General features: G+C 66.7%; 14 protein-coding genes. 6 read left to right on the top strand and 8 right to left on the bottom strand.

The window, feature by feature from the left end; all coding sequences use genetic code 11:
• The first annotated feature begins 161 nt into the window (after positions 1–161).
• Positions 162–659: a DUF6328 family protein gene (locus G9E11_RS11590; protein ID WP_190605706.1), complete on the top strand. Its 498-nt coding sequence runs from the start codon at positions 162–164 to the stop codon at positions 657–659.
• Here the strand turns inward: G9E11_RS11590 and G9E11_RS11595 are convergent.
• From G9E11_RS11595 to G9E11_RS11605, 3 genes are read right to left on the bottom strand one after another with little or no spacing between them, the layout of a single operon-like run.
• Positions 656–1,780 (bottom strand): glycerate kinase, encoded by a 1,125-nt coding sequence (locus G9E11_RS11595; RefSeq protein WP_190605708.1) that lies wholly within the window; start codon positions 1,778–1,780, stop codon positions 656–658. The two genes, G9E11_RS11590 and G9E11_RS11595, sit on opposite strands and share 4 nt — an antisense overlap.
• A gap of 54 nt (positions 1,781–1,834) precedes the next feature.
• On the bottom strand, positions 1,835–3,715 hold the full coding sequence (locus G9E11_RS11600) for a thiamine pyrophosphate-requiring protein (RefSeq protein ID WP_190605710.1): 1,881 nt from the start codon (positions 3,713–3,715) through the stop codon (positions 1,835–1,837).
• 28 nt (positions 3,716–3,743) lie between these two features.
• A complete protein-coding gene (locus tag G9E11_RS11605; RefSeq protein ID WP_190605711.1) occupies positions 3,744–3,971 on the bottom strand; it encodes a DUF6480 family protein in 228 nt (75 codons plus the stop codon).
• A 172-nt stretch (positions 3,972–4,143) separates the two neighbouring features.
• On the opposite strand from G9E11_RS11605, the gene G9E11_RS21105 reads away from it, so the two are divergent.
• Complete coding sequence (locus tag G9E11_RS21105; RefSeq protein WP_246468854.1) at positions 4,144–4,611, top strand: hypothetical protein; 468 nt, start codon at positions 4,144–4,146, stop codon at positions 4,609–4,611.
• Here the strand turns inward: G9E11_RS21105 and G9E11_RS11615 are convergent.
• From G9E11_RS11615 to G9E11_RS11635, 5 genes are all read right to left on the bottom strand, one after another.
• Positions 4,608–5,465 (bottom strand): glycerophosphodiester phosphodiesterase family protein, encoded by an 858-nt coding sequence (locus G9E11_RS11615; RefSeq protein WP_414635190.1) that lies wholly within the window; start codon positions 5,463–5,465, stop codon positions 4,608–4,610. The two genes, G9E11_RS21105 and G9E11_RS11615, sit on opposite strands and share 4 nt — an antisense overlap.
• A gap of 20 nt (positions 5,466–5,485) precedes the next feature.
• A complete protein-coding gene (locus G9E11_RS11620; RefSeq protein ID WP_190605713.1) occupies positions 5,486–5,728 on the bottom strand; it encodes a hypothetical protein in 243 nt (80 codons plus the stop codon).
• Positions 5,729–5,835: 107 nt separating this feature from the next.
• Positions 5,836–6,654 (bottom strand): HAD family hydrolase, encoded by an 819-nt coding sequence (locus G9E11_RS11625; protein ID WP_190605715.1) that lies wholly within the window; start codon positions 6,652–6,654, stop codon positions 5,836–5,838.
• A 30-nt stretch (positions 6,655–6,684) separates the two neighbouring features.
• A complete protein-coding gene (locus tag G9E11_RS11630; protein ID WP_311764360.1) occupies positions 6,685–8,214 on the bottom strand; it encodes a sensor histidine kinase in 1,530 nt (509 codons plus the stop codon).
• Between the two features lie 245 nt (positions 8,215–8,459).
• The gene (locus G9E11_RS11635; protein WP_190605719.1) at positions 8,460–9,545 is read right to left on the bottom strand and encodes a LacI family DNA-binding transcriptional regulator; all 1,086 of its coding nucleotides are present in this window, start codon (positions 9,543–9,545) and stop codon (positions 8,460–8,462) included.
• A 309-nt stretch (positions 9,546–9,854) separates the two neighbouring features.
• Between G9E11_RS11635 and G9E11_RS11640 the strand changes: the two genes are divergently transcribed.
• The 4 genes from G9E11_RS11640 to G9E11_RS11655 are packed head-to-tail and all read left to right on the top strand — an operon-like array spanning position 9,855 to position 14,194.
• The gene (locus tag G9E11_RS11640; protein ID WP_246468856.1) at positions 9,855–11,144 is read left to right on the top strand and encodes an extracellular solute-binding protein; all 1,290 of its coding nucleotides are present in this window, start codon (positions 9,855–9,857) and stop codon (positions 11,142–11,144) included.
• 4 nt (positions 11,145–11,148) lie between these two features.
• Positions 11,149–12,051, top strand: a complete 903-nt coding sequence (locus tag G9E11_RS11645) for a carbohydrate ABC transporter permease (RefSeq protein ID WP_190605722.1) — start codon at positions 11,149–11,151, stop codon at positions 12,049–12,051.
• Positions 12,051–12,953, top strand: a complete 903-nt coding sequence (locus tag G9E11_RS11650; RefSeq protein WP_190605725.1) for a carbohydrate ABC transporter permease — start codon at positions 12,051–12,053, stop codon at positions 12,951–12,953. The genes G9E11_RS11645 and G9E11_RS11650 overlap by 1 nt, the downstream gene beginning before the upstream one ends.
• A 47-nt stretch (positions 12,954–13,000) precedes the next feature.
• Positions 13,001–14,194, top strand: coding sequence for a Gfo/Idh/MocA family protein (locus G9E11_RS11655; RefSeq protein ID WP_190605727.1), 1,194 nt, complete (start codon positions 13,001–13,003; stop codon positions 14,192–14,194).
• Positions 14,195–14,206 lie beyond the last annotated feature (12 nt).

Genomic DNA, 14,206 nt, shown 5'->3' on the forward strand with positions numbered 1-14,206 from the left:
TTGTCGGGCTGCCGGTTGTTCGAACCTAACGCAGGTTTGAGGAGCAAGTCCACCACCTAACGCAAGACTAGTCAGTAAACTTAGCATTTGTTGAATTGGGGCAGACTTGAGCCTAGGTTTGGAGCAAGCGCGCCCGCTGCGGGCCAGACAGAGGAGGGTTCATGACCGATACGGACGCCCTGGCTGGCAGCGGCCGGAACGAGACCCGCGAGGAGCAGCTGGACCGGAACTGGATGGAACTGATCCAAGAGTTGCGGGTCCTGCAGACGGGCGTCCAGATCCTCGCCGGCTTCCTGCTGACGCTGCCTTTCCAGCAGCGCTTTGAGACCCTCGACGATTTCCAGGTCACGCTCTATCTCGTGAACGTGGCCCTTGCCGCCCTGACCACCGCGTTTATCCTCCTGCCGGTCAGCGTCCACCGCCGGCTGTTCCGCAAACGGCTCAAGGCAACCCTGGTTGCCAGCGCGGACAACATCACCAAGATCGCCCTGGGCGGAGTGGCCTCCCTCAGCGTGGGAACCGCCGCGCTGGTGTTCGACGTTACGGCAGGCCGCACCGTGGGCCTTATCGCCGGCGGCGTGCTCCTTGCTGTGCTGGCCATCCTCCTGGCCTACGTCCCCGTGCACCTGCACCGGAGGGCCAAGAAAGAGGGCGGCTAAGCCCCTTCCAGCACCTGCCGCGTGGCCCATACAAGGTATTTGCCGGCGTCGGACATGGCGTCCTGCGGGCTGGGCGCGACGTCCAGCAGCTGCGCCGCGGCCACCACACCGTGCTCAGCCAGCTCCTCCGGCGTGACCAGAATGCGCCCCGCCACCGCGACGACCGGGATGCCGCGGTCCCGGGCGGCCTCCGCCAGCGCGATCGGCGCCTTGCCGGTGAGCGACTGGGCGTCCATGGAGCCCTCGCCGGTGATCACCAGGTCGGCGTCGGCCAGCCGTTCGGCCAGCCCGGTGAGCGCGGCCACCAGAGCGAAGCCGCCTTCCAGCGTGGCCCGGGTGAAAGCAAGGAACGACGCCGGGAAGCCGCCGGCGGCCCCGGCGCCCGGGACGTTGACGTCCCGGCCCGTCGCCTCCCGGAGGAGGGATGCCCAGTTGCGCAGGCCGGCGTCGAGCTTCTCAACGGCGTCGTCGTCGGCGCCCTTCTGACGGCCGAAGACGTGCGCGGCACCGGTGGCGCCGTAGAGCGGGCTCTGGACATCGACGGCGATCCGGAACGTGACGGCGGACAGCCGCGGATCCAGCCCGGAGACATCCAGGGAAACGGCGTCGGCCAGGGACCCGCCGCCCAGCGGCACCACGTTCCCGGCGGCGTCGAGCGGCTTGAGGCCCAGCGCGCGCAGGGCGCCGCTGCCGCCGTCGGTCATGGCCGAGCCGCCGACGCCCAGCACGATTTCGGTGGCGCCAGCATCGAGGGCGGCGGCGATGAGCTGCCCACAGCCGTAGCTGTGTGCCCGCAGGGAGTTCTCCGGCGTCGGCTCCATGTGGGCCAGACCGGAGGCCTGCGCCGTTTCGATAACTGCGGTGGTGGCGCCGGACCCGTCCTTCCGGAGGGCCCAGGCGGCGCCGATCGGAGCCAGGATGGGACCAACGACGGCGTTGATCCGCTCCTCGTAGCCGGCGGCGACGGCGGCTTCCAGGGTTCCCTCGCCGCCGTCGGCCACCGGGAACTGCGTGGTCACGGCGTCCGGGTAGACCCGGAGTGCGCCCTCGGCGATGGCGGCGGCGGCTTCGACGGCGGTGAGTGACCCCTTGAACTTGTCCGGGGCAATGAGGATACGCATGCCCCTATCCTGCCACCCCTACCGGGGAACGCGCTTACCCATTCCGTCATGCGGTCAGCTGCGGGACTCCTCCTGGCCCGCGTAGGTGTCCAGCAGCGCCGCTGCACCCTTCCCGGCTTCGCCTTCCTCGGAGAGGGCGGAGCGCATGCCGTCCAGCTTTTCGGCGCCCGCCGGGAAGGGCGGCAGGAGGGGCACATCCGGGTCGGTCAGCACCTCGATCACCACCGGGCGTTCCGCGGCGAGTGCCCGGTCCCAGGCATCGGCGACCTGCTCCGGGGAGTCAACGCGGATGCCGGTCAGCCCCAGCAGCTCCGCATAACCGGCGTAGGGAAAGTCAGGGATTTCCTGGCTGTCCGGGAACCGCGGTTCGGATTCGGTCTCGCGCTGCTCCCACGTGACCTCGGCCAGATCCCTGTTGTTGAACACGCACACCACGAACCGCGGGTCGGACCACTGCCGCCAGCGGTGCGCCACGGTGACCAGCTCGGCGATGCCTGCCATCTGCATGGCGCCGTCGCCGGCCAGGGCCACGACGGGCCTGTCCGGCCGGGCCAGCTTGGCCGCGATCCCGTATGGAACGGAGCAGCCCATGCTTGCCAGCGTCCCCGAAAGGTGCGCCGGAACTCCGGCCGGCAGGGTCAGCTGGCGCGCGTACCAGTAGACGCAGCTCCCGACGTCGACGCTCACCTGGGCGTTGTGCGGGAGCCTGCCGCTGAGCTCGCGGACCACGAGCTCGGGGTTGACGGGGCTGGCCGGAACGCGGGAGCGCTCCTCGGCAAGGTCGCGCCAGCTGCGGACCTGCTCCTCCACTTCGGCCCGCCACTGCTTGCGGGCCTGTGCCTGCGGACTGCTGGCCTGCGGGTTCCCATCTGATTGCCCGCCGGCACCGTTCAGCAGCTCCGCCAGCCTGGCAAGGGTTTCGGCCGCATCGCCCACGAGACCCACTTCCACGGGATAGCGGTTGCCGACCTTCCGGCCGTCGATGTCCACCTGGACGGCCCGGGCGGCCCCGGGTTTCGGGTAGAACTCGGTCCAGGGGTCGTTGGAGCCGATGATCAGAAGCGTGTCGCAGTTCCCCATCAGATGGGCGCTTGCGGTGGAACCGAGGTGCCCCATGGTCCCCGCCGCGAACGGCAGCGTCTCATCCATGTATGGCTTGCCCAGGAGGCTGGTGGTGATGCCGGCGTCCAGCTGCTGCGCGAGAGCGACCACCTCGGCCTGGGCGTTCTTGGCGCCCTGACCCACCAGGAACGCCACCTTACTACCGTCTCCCAGCACCTCGGCAGCCCTGGCCAGGTCGTCATCGTGAGGCAGCACCCGCGAAGGCTGCCATTCGGGCGCGGTGACAATGATGCCGTGCTCCTGGTCGAGCTCCGGCGCCGGAGCCTTCTGGATGTCGTGCGGGACAATCACGACGCACGGGGTGCGGGTTTCGAGCGCTGTGCGGAAGGCGCGGTCCAGCACCATGGGAAGCTGCTCGGGTGTGCTGACCATCTGCGCGAACTGCGCCGCCACGTCCTTGAAGAGTGTGAGCAGGTCGATTTCCTGCATGTAGGCCGATCCCAGCACGCTGCGGCTCTGCTGGCCGATGATGGCCACCACCGGGACGCCATCCAGTTTGGCGTCGTAGAGCCCGTTGAGGAGGTGCACCGCGCCCGGCCCCTGGGTGGATGTCACCACACCCACCTGGCCGGTGTACTTGGCGTGCCCGACGGCCATGAACGCCGCCGTTTCCTCATGGCGGGCCTGGACGAATTCGACGCCATCTCCGCCGCCGCCGGGGCTGTCACCGCTCTCGGCGCCGCCGCCCTGCGTACTACGGCGCAGCGCGCCCATGAAGCCGTTGATGCCGTCCCCGCTGTAGCCGAAGACCCTGTTGACGCCCCAGGCTTTGAGGCGCTCCACCATTACGTCGGCAACCAGCCGGTCAGCCATCGCACACTCCTTTTGATAGTCGTCCTGCTTATTCGTCGTGCCCCTGGTCGCCGCTCATCTGGTCTTCGGCGGGCGGCGTCTCGCCGGGCGGCACTCCCCCGCCCGGCTCAAGGCCCGTGACGTTGCCGTTCAAGGGATCGGGGTTGGGCGTGGCGGCCGAGTCCCCGCGGGCGGCGTCGTCGGTTCCGGCTTCGCCTGTCCTGGCGGCGTCGCGGTCCGGGTTCGCTGGGTCATTTTCGGGATGGTAGCTGCTCATGGTTCTGCGGTCCTCCTTGGAACAGGTGCGCCTGCGTGGCGACGGATTCAGTGACGGACTCAGGCTGCCGGGGCCCGGCAACACTGGACTAATTGTAAGCATGCTGATAATTCTGGAACAGTCAGATGCCGCACAGTCCGGCCCGACCGGAACGTTTCGAAGGAGCAAACTGATGGGAATCGGCGACAGCATTGGCAAAGCAGCGGAGAACGCGATGGAGGACCTGGGGCAGACGTCCGACCCGACCGACGACGCCCACGCGCCCGAGCCGGGAGCGTCCGACGAGGACATCCAGGTCCACTCCTCCATAAGTGAGGGCTCCAATGCCAGGGATGGCGACGACGGTCCGCGAGCAGGTGTGCACACGACCTCCACACCGCAGGGCCCCGGTACCGGGACGGGCGGGGGCCAGGGCACCGGCGGCACGGCCGGAACGTCGGGCACGGAAGAGTCATCGGGAACAGACGAGTCAGCCGGGGCGGCGACGTCTGGCGGCATCGGAGCGGCAGGCACGGACGCCCCCGAAGCAGCGCGCGGCGTACCCGGGCCGGCCGGGCTGCCCGAACCGGACCCGGAAGAACTGCGGGCAGATCCTTCCGAGGGGGACCAGGACCCGGGCACCGGCCTGGGGCGCGGCTAGCGCCACTGCCCGCGCGCCTGCAGGACCTCCTTCAGCAGGTCGGCGCGGTCGGAGACGACGCCGTCCACTCCGAGGTCCAGCAGCCGGTGCATCTCGGCAGGCTCATTGATGGTCCAGACGTGCACGTACAGCCCGAGCTCATGCGCCCGGCGCACGAATCCCGGCGTTACAACAGGAATAGCCCGGTAGCGGACCGGCACCTGCAGGGCATCGACGTCTCGCAGCGCCCGGAGCAACACCGCCCGAACCGGGGACGCCAGCGGGCGAACGGACAGCAGTGGCCCCAACACCAGGAAGAGGGCATTCGCAAAGGTCCCCGCCGACGATGCGGTCCTGCGGCTGAGCTGCTTCAGGACTGCGCGGCGCCGGCGGTCCGAGAAACTGGCGATCAGCACCCGGTGGTGGACCTGGTGGCGCTCGATCGCGGCCACGACGCTGGGCACGGAGTGCCAGTCTTTGACGTCCAGATTGAAGCGCGCGTCCGGAAACGCCGCCACAAGTTCGTCGAACGTTGGCACGGGCTCCGTCCCGCCAATCCGCACCCGCCGCACCTCGTCCGCCGTGAGGTCATGGATCCTCCCGTGGCCGTCCGTGACCCGGTCCAGGGTGCGGTCGTGGAAGAGGAGCAGCTCGCCGTCGGACGTGGTGTGGACGTCCGTCTCCAGATGGGAATAGCCAAGCTCGACGGCGGCGCGGAACGCCGCCAGCGAATTCTCCAGACCGGCCAGCGAAAATCCCCTGTGGGCCATGGCCACCGGCCTGCCCGAGCCAGGCAAGGAACCCGGCTCACCCACACCGGAAGCTGCCCCTGGTTCAGGGCCGGGAGCGGAGAAGTAAGGCAGGGTTCCCGTCATCCCCGAAGCTTAGACCAGCCTCAGGCGGGCAGAATCTCCACGCCGTCGCTGCAGTGCAGCAGCGTGCGGCCGCGGCCGCCGTCGAGATCCACCCACACCACGCTGCGGTCCGGCGTGACGGCCGAAACGCGGCCGCCGGTTTCGAATCCCGGCGCAAGCAACACGCTGACCCGGTCCCCCTCACGCAGGGCCGACCAGTGCGGGGCCGGCTTCACGGGACGCAGCGGAACCTCGGCACTATTTTTGGTCTTTTTCCTGGCCACGATGTCCCCTATCGGTCACTCACCCAACAGGCCACACCCTATGGTGCGGACATGAACGCAAGTTGACCGCCAGCCGGGAGTTCGGTGGCAGGCGGGCGACGGCGGCCTTACGGCAGCTGGAGGCCCAGCGAGGCGAGCTTTTCCTCGAGAATCTGGGCCACGCCGTCGTCGTCAAAATGCGGCGCCTGCTGGCCGGCGGCCCTGATCGCTTCCGGGTGCCCGCTGGCCATGGCGTAGCCGTGGCCAGCCCAGCGGAGCATCTCGATGTCGTTGGGCATGTCGCCGAACGCCACGACGTCCGCGGCATCAATGCCCAGCGAGGCGGCGTAGTCGGCGAGGGTGACGGCCTTGTTGATCCCCGGCACGGCGAGTTCCAGCATGGCGACGGTGGGTGCCGAGTGCGTTACCGAGGCCAGGTTCCCGACTGCGGGCCCTACCTCTGCGAGGAAGTCGTCGGCTGTGCCTTCGCGGACGATGGCCAGGAACTTGACGACGGCGTCTTCCGCGGTGAGCGTCGAGGCCAGCGGGGCAGGGGTGAATTCAGATAGCAGTTCGCTCGAGCCGTTTTCGATGAAGCCGGGTTCGAGGTGGAAGCCGGTGAGGGTTTCGGCGGCGAAGAGGGCGGTGGGACGCACCTTCTTGATGATCCGCCGGATTTCGAAGATGTCGTCGATGGCCATGGTCTGCGCCGAGACAACCTTGTCCGCCTCGAGGTCCCACACCACGGCGCCGTTGGAACAGATCACGGTGCCGGTGTGGCCCAGCTGCTCCTCGAGCGGGTGCAGCCAACGCGGCGGGCGGCCGGTGACAAAGACGAGTTCAACGCCGGCCTTCCGGCAGGCGTGGAAGGCCCGGATGGTGCGGTCACTGATTTTTCCGTCGTGCCCAAGGATCGTTCCGTCTATGTCACTCGCTACCAACCGCATGCTGCCAGTTTACGTGGGCCGTCCGGATGCTCAGGAGACGGGGAGGCTCACCGTTACCGTGGTTCCTTTGCCCGGCGCACTGCGAAGGCTGATCGAGCCGCCGTGGCCCTCGACGATGGTCTTGCTGATGGGCAGTCCCAGGCCTGCGCCCGGGATGGCCGTTTCGCGGGAGCGTGCGGAACGGAAGAACTTGGTGAAGGCCTGCTCCTGTTCCTGCCCGTCCATGCCAATGCCGGTGTCTGCGATCGAACAGACAACGTGGCTATTGGACCGGTAGGCACGGGCAGTGACCCTTCCCCCGTCCGGCGAAAACTTGATCGCATTGGACACCAGGTTGCCGAAAACCTGGCTGATCCGGCCGGGATCGACGCGGGCGGTCAGTGGTTCCTCGACGTCGAGGACCAGTTCCACACCGCTGACGGCGGCCTTGGCATGAGAGGAGGCCACCACCCCCGCCAGCAGGCTGGCGACATCGGCTTCCTGCAGGGTCAGTTCCACGCGCTCCGAGGCGACGGCGATCAGATCGTTCACGAGGCCGAGCAGATGGTTGGCGTTGCGTTGCACGATCCGCAGTTCCTCCTCGATGTCCTCGTGGCCAGGCTCGTCGAGGACCAGTTCGAGGTAGCCAAGGATGGACGTCAGCGGCGTGCGGAGCTCATGGGAGACGGTGGCCACGAAGTTGTCTTTGGCCGACAGGGCACGAATCAGTGCCGTGACTTCGGCGAAGGTGATGAGCGCGCCTGCATGGTTTCCGTTCGCGGAAACCATGGTGCGTGCCGTGACGGAGTACGCACGCATGTCCTCGCCCTCACCGGCCCAGTGCAGCTCGTCGGTAAAGGTCTCGCCTCCGGCCGCGCGCGCCGTCGGGTAGCGTTCCGGCGGCACCGGAGTGGCGCGGTCGGCCTGAAACAGCCGCGGCCGGTTGGCTGACGGCGCCGGTCCGGACAACGCCGGGTCGGTCCGCAGGGCTTCGTTGGTCAGGACGTCGTGTCCGTCCTGGTCCACCACCCACACGCCAACATTGACGGTGGAAAGTACTGCGTCCAGGAGCCGCTGCCGGTGCACACTCTCGGCGACGGTGTCCGCGAGCGCCTCATCCTTCCTGACCAGCGTCTGGCGCTGGCGGTAGAGGGTGCCCGCCACTACGTGCGCGGTGACGGCGATGGCGGCCATGACCAGCGGCAGGAATATCGCCCTAATCATCGCCCCTTGGGAGGGCGGGGCACCGAAGGCCATTGCGGGCAGCAGTGTGCTGAGGACGGTTGCACTCACGGCGAGGACGACGCCGGATCGGTTGCTGTCCACGGACAGCCAGATCACCGGAAAGACGAGCAGGAGGCTCAAGACGCTGAAATTGGATCCGCCAGCGTCCCGTGTGAAGCCGATGGCCAGGCAGTCCAGGACCGGTATCACGGCGTAGGCCCCCCTCGGGAGCCTGCCCCAGGGCACGCCCACGCTCAGTCCAAAGAGTGCGGTGTGGGCCAGCAAGGCGAGCCGGAAGCGTTCATCGGCCAGCGTTTCGGGGTGGAAGATCGCAGCTGCGGCAACTACCAACAGCACAGTGGCGGAAAGGGGCAGTTGCCGGACTATGACTCGGCCGCGTTCTCCGAGGCTGCCAAATAACGCATCAACCTTGTCGGCCAAGTCAGGGCCGCTGCCGCCGCCAGGCCGAAGCTCCGGCTGGACACACGGTTCACTTGCACGACTCATCAGTCTCTTCCCCCCGGAGCAGCATGAAGAACGTCCCCCCGACCGTTTGAAGGCTCTGGTCACAGAATAACCCGCAGCAGGTGGCCGGGCAGAGGCTAGCGTGACATGGCTCCATCTTTACGGGGCGCGTCTTTTCGGGGAGCATCTTCCCGCGGCGGGGCGGTGGACTCCCGCACGACCAGCTGGGTGGCCAGCTCCACTCTCCGCGAATCCAGCAACTCCCCACGCATTTGGCGCAGGACGAATCGCAGGGCAGTGGCGCCCATCTCCTGCAGCGGCTGGGAAACCGACGTCAGCGGCGGCACCGACTCCTCGGCCTGGTAAGTGCCATCGAAGCCGACCAGGCTCATGTCCTCTGGCACCCGGATGCCCTGCCGGCGCGCTTCGGCGAGCACACCCAGGGCGATGCTGTCGCTACCGGCGAAGATGGCAGTGGGAGGGTGGGCCAATCCAAGCAGGTGCTTCATGCCATTGGCGCCGTGTTCCGACCGGAATTGACCCGACAGCACAAACTCGTCCTCGACGCCCACGCCGGCCGATCTCATGGCTGCCATGTAGCCGTGCAGCCTCGCCTGGTTGCATTCGGCTGCATCAGGGCCGCCGAGGTAGGCAATCCTGCGATGGCCAAGCTCCAGCAGGTGGGAGGTCGCAGCCTTTCCCCCCGCCCAGTTGCTTGCACCGACGCTGACCACGTCCCCCGGAGGCGGATTCAGGGGGTCGATGACCACGACAGGGATTTTCCGGCGGTGAAAGGCGTCCAGCTGGGCGTCCCCGAAGGCCGATGTCACGACGATCATGCCGCAGCGGCCCTCATCAACGATCCGCTGGGCACGCTGTTCCGGGGTCAGGGTTGATGCCCCCTGCTTTCCGGTGACGTTCAGCAGGACTTCGATATCCGAGACGGCTGCGGACTCCACCACCCCGTTGAGGACCTCTACCGCATAGCCGGATTCGAGGCTGTCGATGACCACCTCGACAATTTGCCGCCCCGAGACGTTCCGGCGGTTCTGCAGCGGAGACTTGTAGCCGGTCCGGGCCAGCGCGGTCAGCACTTTGGCACGGGTGTCCGCAGAGACGTCGTCCCTGCCGTTGATCACCTTGGAGACTGTGGGCGTGGAGACTCCAGCTTCCCGTGCGACGGCAGCCAACGTCAGCTTGCCTTGAGATTCGATCTTGGACATCCGTTCCCTTTTCGAAAGATTTCGAGACCTCAGTCTGCAGGCTTCCCATGGTTTCGTCAACGCTGCGCCGCGCCAACAGCGCCAAAAAAATGCTTGACGCATCCGAGCCACATGGTTATGTTTTATCTCACACCGCAAGTTTTATCGAAATATTTCGGAACTGCGGCCAATGTCTCAGCAAACAGTTCATGGGCAGTGCCGCCTGGCCCCAGGCCGGCCTCCCGTACTTACAAGCCGGGCTATCAGCGTCGAGCCCGATGGATGAATGGAAATGTTTAGATGACTACTCGAAAGTTGCGCTCTGTCGCGATGGCAATCTCCGCAGCCGCCCTCTCGGTCAGCCTGGCCGCGTGCGGCTCCAGCGGCCCCGCGGGATCCACCGCCGCCGGTGACGGTGCCTCCATGTGGGGCCTGACGGGCGGAAACCAGCCTGTGCTGCAGAAGTCGGTCGAGGCCTGGAACAGTGCACACTCTGACCAGTCCATCAAACTCGACTTCTTCGCGAACGATGCCTACAAGACCAAGGTGCGCACCGCCGTCGGCGCCGGCGAAGGCCCCACCTTTATCTATGGCTGGGGTGGCGGTGTCCTAAAGTCCTACGTTGATGCGGACCAGGTGGAGGACCTCTCGGCCTTCGTCAAGGAGAACCCCGAGGTGAAGGAGCGCTATCTTCCCGCCGTCCTGAAGAACGGCGAGATCGACGGCAAGACGTACGCCCTGCCGAACAACAACGTCCAGCCCGTGGTTCTGTACTACAACAAGGAAGTCTTCGACAAGGTCGGCGCACAGCCGCCGAAGACCTGGGGCGAGCTGATGGCGCTCGTGCCGAAATTCAAGGAGGCCGGAATCGCCCCGTTCTCCCTGGGCGGCCAGTCCAAGTGGCCGGACCTGATGTGGCTGGAGTACCTCGTTGAGCGCATCGGAGGCCCCGAGGTCTTCGCTAACATCGCCGCGGACAAGCCCGGCGCCTGGTCCGATCCCGCCGTGACCGAGGCGCTGACCAAGATCCAGCAGCTGGCGGACGCCGGCGGCTTCGTGAACGGCTTCTCCTCCATCGCCGCGGACAGCAACGCCGACCAGGCCCTGCTCTACACGGGCAAGGCGGCCATGGTCCTGCAGGGTGGTTGGATCTACCAGGGCATGAAGAAGGACGCGGGCAGCTTCGTCACCGGCGGAAAGCTCGGTTTCACCACCTTCCCCACCGTCGAAGGCGGCAAGGGCGACCCCGCCAACGTGGTGGGCAACCCCTCCAACTTCTGGTCCATCTCCGCCAAAGCCACCGACGAGCAGAAGAAGGCCGCCCTCAACTACGTCAAGGACGGCATGTTCACGGACGCTGACACCGACGCCCTCATCGCCTCGGGAGCCGTCCCGGTAATCAACGGCATCGAAAGCAAGCTCGCGGCCTCGCCCGACAAGGACTTCCTGACCTTCGTTTACGGCCTGGCCAAGAACGCCCCGAGTTTCACGCTGTCCTGGGACCAGGCGCTGAGCCCGGCGCAGGGCGACGCGATGCTGTCCAACCTTGACCAAATCTTCCTCAAGAAGATCACCCCGCAGCAGTTCGTCTCCACGATGAACGCCACGATCGGGAAGTAACAGCGTGACCATCACCAGTTCCAACCGCCGACGGGCCCGCGACGCGGGCCCGTCGGGGTGGCTGGCAGCGCCAGCCCTTGTCTTCTTCCTGGTGTTCGCCGTCGTCCCGCTCGCCGGCGTCGTTTTCCTCAGTTTCACCAGCTGGGACGGTCTGCGCGAGATCCGGCTTGAGGGTCTGGCCAGCTGGACCACGGTACTCACCGATCCCGTCACCGGCAACGCCTTGCTGGTGACCGCCAAGATCATGTTCTTCTCGTTCATCGTCCAGGCACCCATCAGCCTGCTGCTCGGCGTCTTCACTGCAGGAAGCCAGAAGTACCGGGCTGCGCTCGCCGTCCTGTACTTCCTGCCGCTCCTGCTCTCCTCGGCCGCCGTCGCCATCGCCTTCAAGGCGCTGCTGGACCCTAACTTCGGCCTCGGCCCGGGCCTTCAGGTGCCCATTTTGATCCAAGATTGGCTCGGAAACTCCGATCTCGTTCTGTTCGTGGTGGTTTTCGTCATCGCGTGGCAGTTCGTGCCGTTCCACACGCTCATCTACCAAGGCGGCGTGCGGCAGATCCCCACCTCCCTCTATGAAGCGGCGGAGATCGACGGCGCGGGCCGGGTCCGGCAGTTCCTGAACATCACGCTGCCCCAGCTGAAATACACGATCATCACCTCCTCCACGCTCATGGTGGTAGGGAGCCTGGCTTACTTCGACCTGATCTTCGTCCTCACCGGCGGAGGCCCGGGCTACAGCACCCGGCTGCTGCCGCTGCACATGTACCTGACCGGCTTCAAGGCCAACGACATGGGTGCTGCGAGCGCCCTGGGCGTCATCCTGATCGTCATCGGGCTGGGCCTGGCCCTGCTGCTGCAGCGCCTCGGCGGCAAGAACCGGAACGACAGCCAATTGGAAGGAGCCTGATGGCTTCCACAACCCAGCTCCCCGCGGCTCCGGAGGCACCTGCCTTTACCCCCGCCACACCGCGCCAGAGCTCCAGTCGCGCCCGACGGCGCCGGCCAAACCTTCCGGGCGGCCTCGGCGGGTGGCTCTGGCTCGCGGTGATCGTCCTGCCCATCTACTACGTGGTGATCACCAGCCTGAAGAACCAGGCCGGGTTCTTCACCACCAACCCGATGCTTCCGCCCACCGAGCCCACGCTGGACAACTACAAGCTGGTGCTGGAAAACGACTTTGCGCGGTACTTCGTTAACAGCGTCATCGTCACACTGGGCACGGTCATTCCTGCCTTGTTCGTCTCTTTCATGGCTGCCTACGCGATCGTCCGGGGCAAGGGCCGGTTCGTGAACTGGACCAACAACCTGTTCCTCCTGGGCCTGGCCATTCCGCTGCACGCCACCATCATCCCGATCTACTGGATGATCACCCGCGCCCATCTCTACGACACGTTGCTGGCCCTGATCCTGCCGTCCATCGCGTTCGCCATTCCGGTCTCCGTCCTGATCCTCTCGAACTTCATGCGGGACGTGCCCAACGAGCTGTTCGAGTCGATGCGCCTGGACGGGTGCTCGGATTGGGCCATGCTGTGGCGGCTGGCCCTGCCGATGACCAAGCCGGCGGTGATCACCGTTGGCATCTACAACGCCCTGCACGTCTGGAACGGCTTCCTGTTCCCGCTGATCCTCACCCAGAGCCCGGCCACCCGCGTGCTGCCCCTCTCGCTGTGGACATTCCAGGGCGAATTCAGCGTCAACATCCCCGCGGTGCTCGCCTCGGTGGTGCTGGCCACGCTGCCGCTGCTGGTTCTCTACATCGTGGCCCGCCGCCAGCTGATCAGCGGACTGACCGCCGGCTTCAGCAAGTAACCGGCTTCAGCAAGTAAACATACGGATTCCTCACGAAAGGACATTGGATGACAAGCACGAAGCCGCTGCGGGTCGGCATGGTGGGCCACGCCTTCATGGGGGCCGCCCATTCACACGCCTGGCGAACGGCACCCCGCTTCTTCGACCTGCCCCTGCAGCCGCAGCTCACCGCCGTCGCCGGCAGGAATGCCAGCGGCGTCCGGGCAGCGGCGGACAAGCTCGGCTGGGAGTCGGCCGAAACGGACTGGCGCCGGCTGATCGAACGTGACGACATCGACCTGATCGACATCTGCACCCCCGGCGACACCCACGCCGAGATCGCTGCCGCCGCCCTCGAGGCCGGCAAGCACGTGCTGTGCGAAAAGCCGCTGGCCAACTCCGTGGATGAGGCGGAGCGGATGACCGTTGTGGCAGAGGCCGCCGCCGAACGGGGTGTCTATACGATGTGCGGGTTCAGCTACCGCCGCACACCGGCGCTGGCACTGGCCAAACGCATGGTGGAGGAAGGCCGGCTGGGGACCATCCGGCATGTCCGCGCGCAGTACCTGCAAGACTGGCTGTCCGACGAGAACGCCCCCATGACCTGGCGGCTGGACAAGAGCAAGTCCGGGTCCGGATCCCTGGGGGACATCGGAGCGCACAGCATCGATGCAGCCCAGTGGATCACCGGGCAGAAGATCACCGGCGTCTCCGCGCTGCTGGAGACGTTCGTTCCCGAGCGGCCCCTGGCCGGGGACCTGGTGGGCCTTGGCGGGCACGGCGACTTAGGCCAGGACGCACCCCGCGGGGCGGTCACCGTGGATGACGCCGCTATCTTCAGCGCCCGGTTCGACGGCGGCGGTACTTCAGCGGGCGCCGTCGGGGTTTTCGAGGCAACCCGCTACGCGCTGGGACGGAAGAATGCGATGCGGCTGGAGCTGAACGGCACCAAAGCGTCCCTCGCCTTCGACTTCGAGGACATGAACGCCCTCTCCTTCTACGATGCAGCCGAGTCGCCCGACGCCGGCTTCCGCCGGATCCTCGTCACCGAACCTGAGCATCCCTACGTCGGCAACTGGTGGCCCACCGGCCACGGCCTGGGCTACGAGCACGGCTTCACCCACCAGGTGGTGGACCTCGTCAACGCGCTCGCGCAAGGCACGCAGCCGGAACCGTCCTTCGCCGACGCCCTGCAGGTCCAGCGCGTGCTGGCCGCGGTGGAGGCCAGTGCAGCCAACTCCAGCCAATGGCAAAAAGTCTGAAACCCGTGACTG

Origin of the sequence: Arthrobacter ipis, from assembly GCF_014694315.1 — a bacterium.
GTDB classification, from domain to species: Bacteria; Actinomycetota; Actinomycetes; order Actinomycetales; family Micrococcaceae; genus Arthrobacter; species Arthrobacter ipis.

Coding starts and splice junctions, on each gene's coding strand:
- G9E11_RS11590 (WP_190605706.1), top strand. CDS start 162: ATGACCGATACGGACGCCCTGGCTGGCAGCGGCCGGAACGAGACCCGC.
- G9E11_RS11595 (WP_190605708.1), bottom strand. CDS start 1,780: ATGCGTATCCTCATTGCCCCGGACAAGTTCAAGGGGTCACTCACCGCC.
- G9E11_RS11600 (WP_190605710.1), bottom strand. CDS start 3,715: ATGGCTGACCGGCTGGTTGCCGACGTAATGGTGGAGCGCCTCAAAGCC.
- G9E11_RS11605 (WP_190605711.1), bottom strand. CDS start 3,971: ATGAGCAGCTACCATCCCGAAAATGACCCAGCGAACCCGGACCGCGAC.
- G9E11_RS21105 (WP_246468854.1), top strand. CDS start 4,144: ATGGGAATCGGCGACAGCATTGGCAAAGCAGCGGAGAACGCGATGGAG.
- G9E11_RS11615 (WP_414635190.1), bottom strand. CDS start 5,465: ATGACGGGAACCCTGCCTTACTTCTCCGCTCCCGGCCCTGAACCAGGG.
- G9E11_RS11625 (WP_190605715.1), bottom strand. CDS start 6,654: ATGCGGTTGGTAGCGAGTGACATAGACGGAACGATCCTTGGGCACGAC.
- G9E11_RS11635 (WP_190605719.1), bottom strand. CDS start 9,545: ATGTCCAAGATCGAATCTCAAGGCAAGCTGACGTTGGCTGCCGTCGCA.
- G9E11_RS11640 (WP_246468856.1), top strand. CDS start 9,855: ATGGCAATCTCCGCAGCCGCCCTCTCGGTCAGCCTGGCCGCGTGCGGC.
- G9E11_RS11650 (WP_190605725.1), top strand. CDS start 12,051: ATGGCTTCCACAACCCAGCTCCCCGCGGCTCCGGAGGCACCTGCCTTT.
- G9E11_RS11655 (WP_190605727.1), top strand. CDS start 13,001: ATGACAAGCACGAAGCCGCTGCGGGTCGGCATGGTGGGCCACGCCTTC.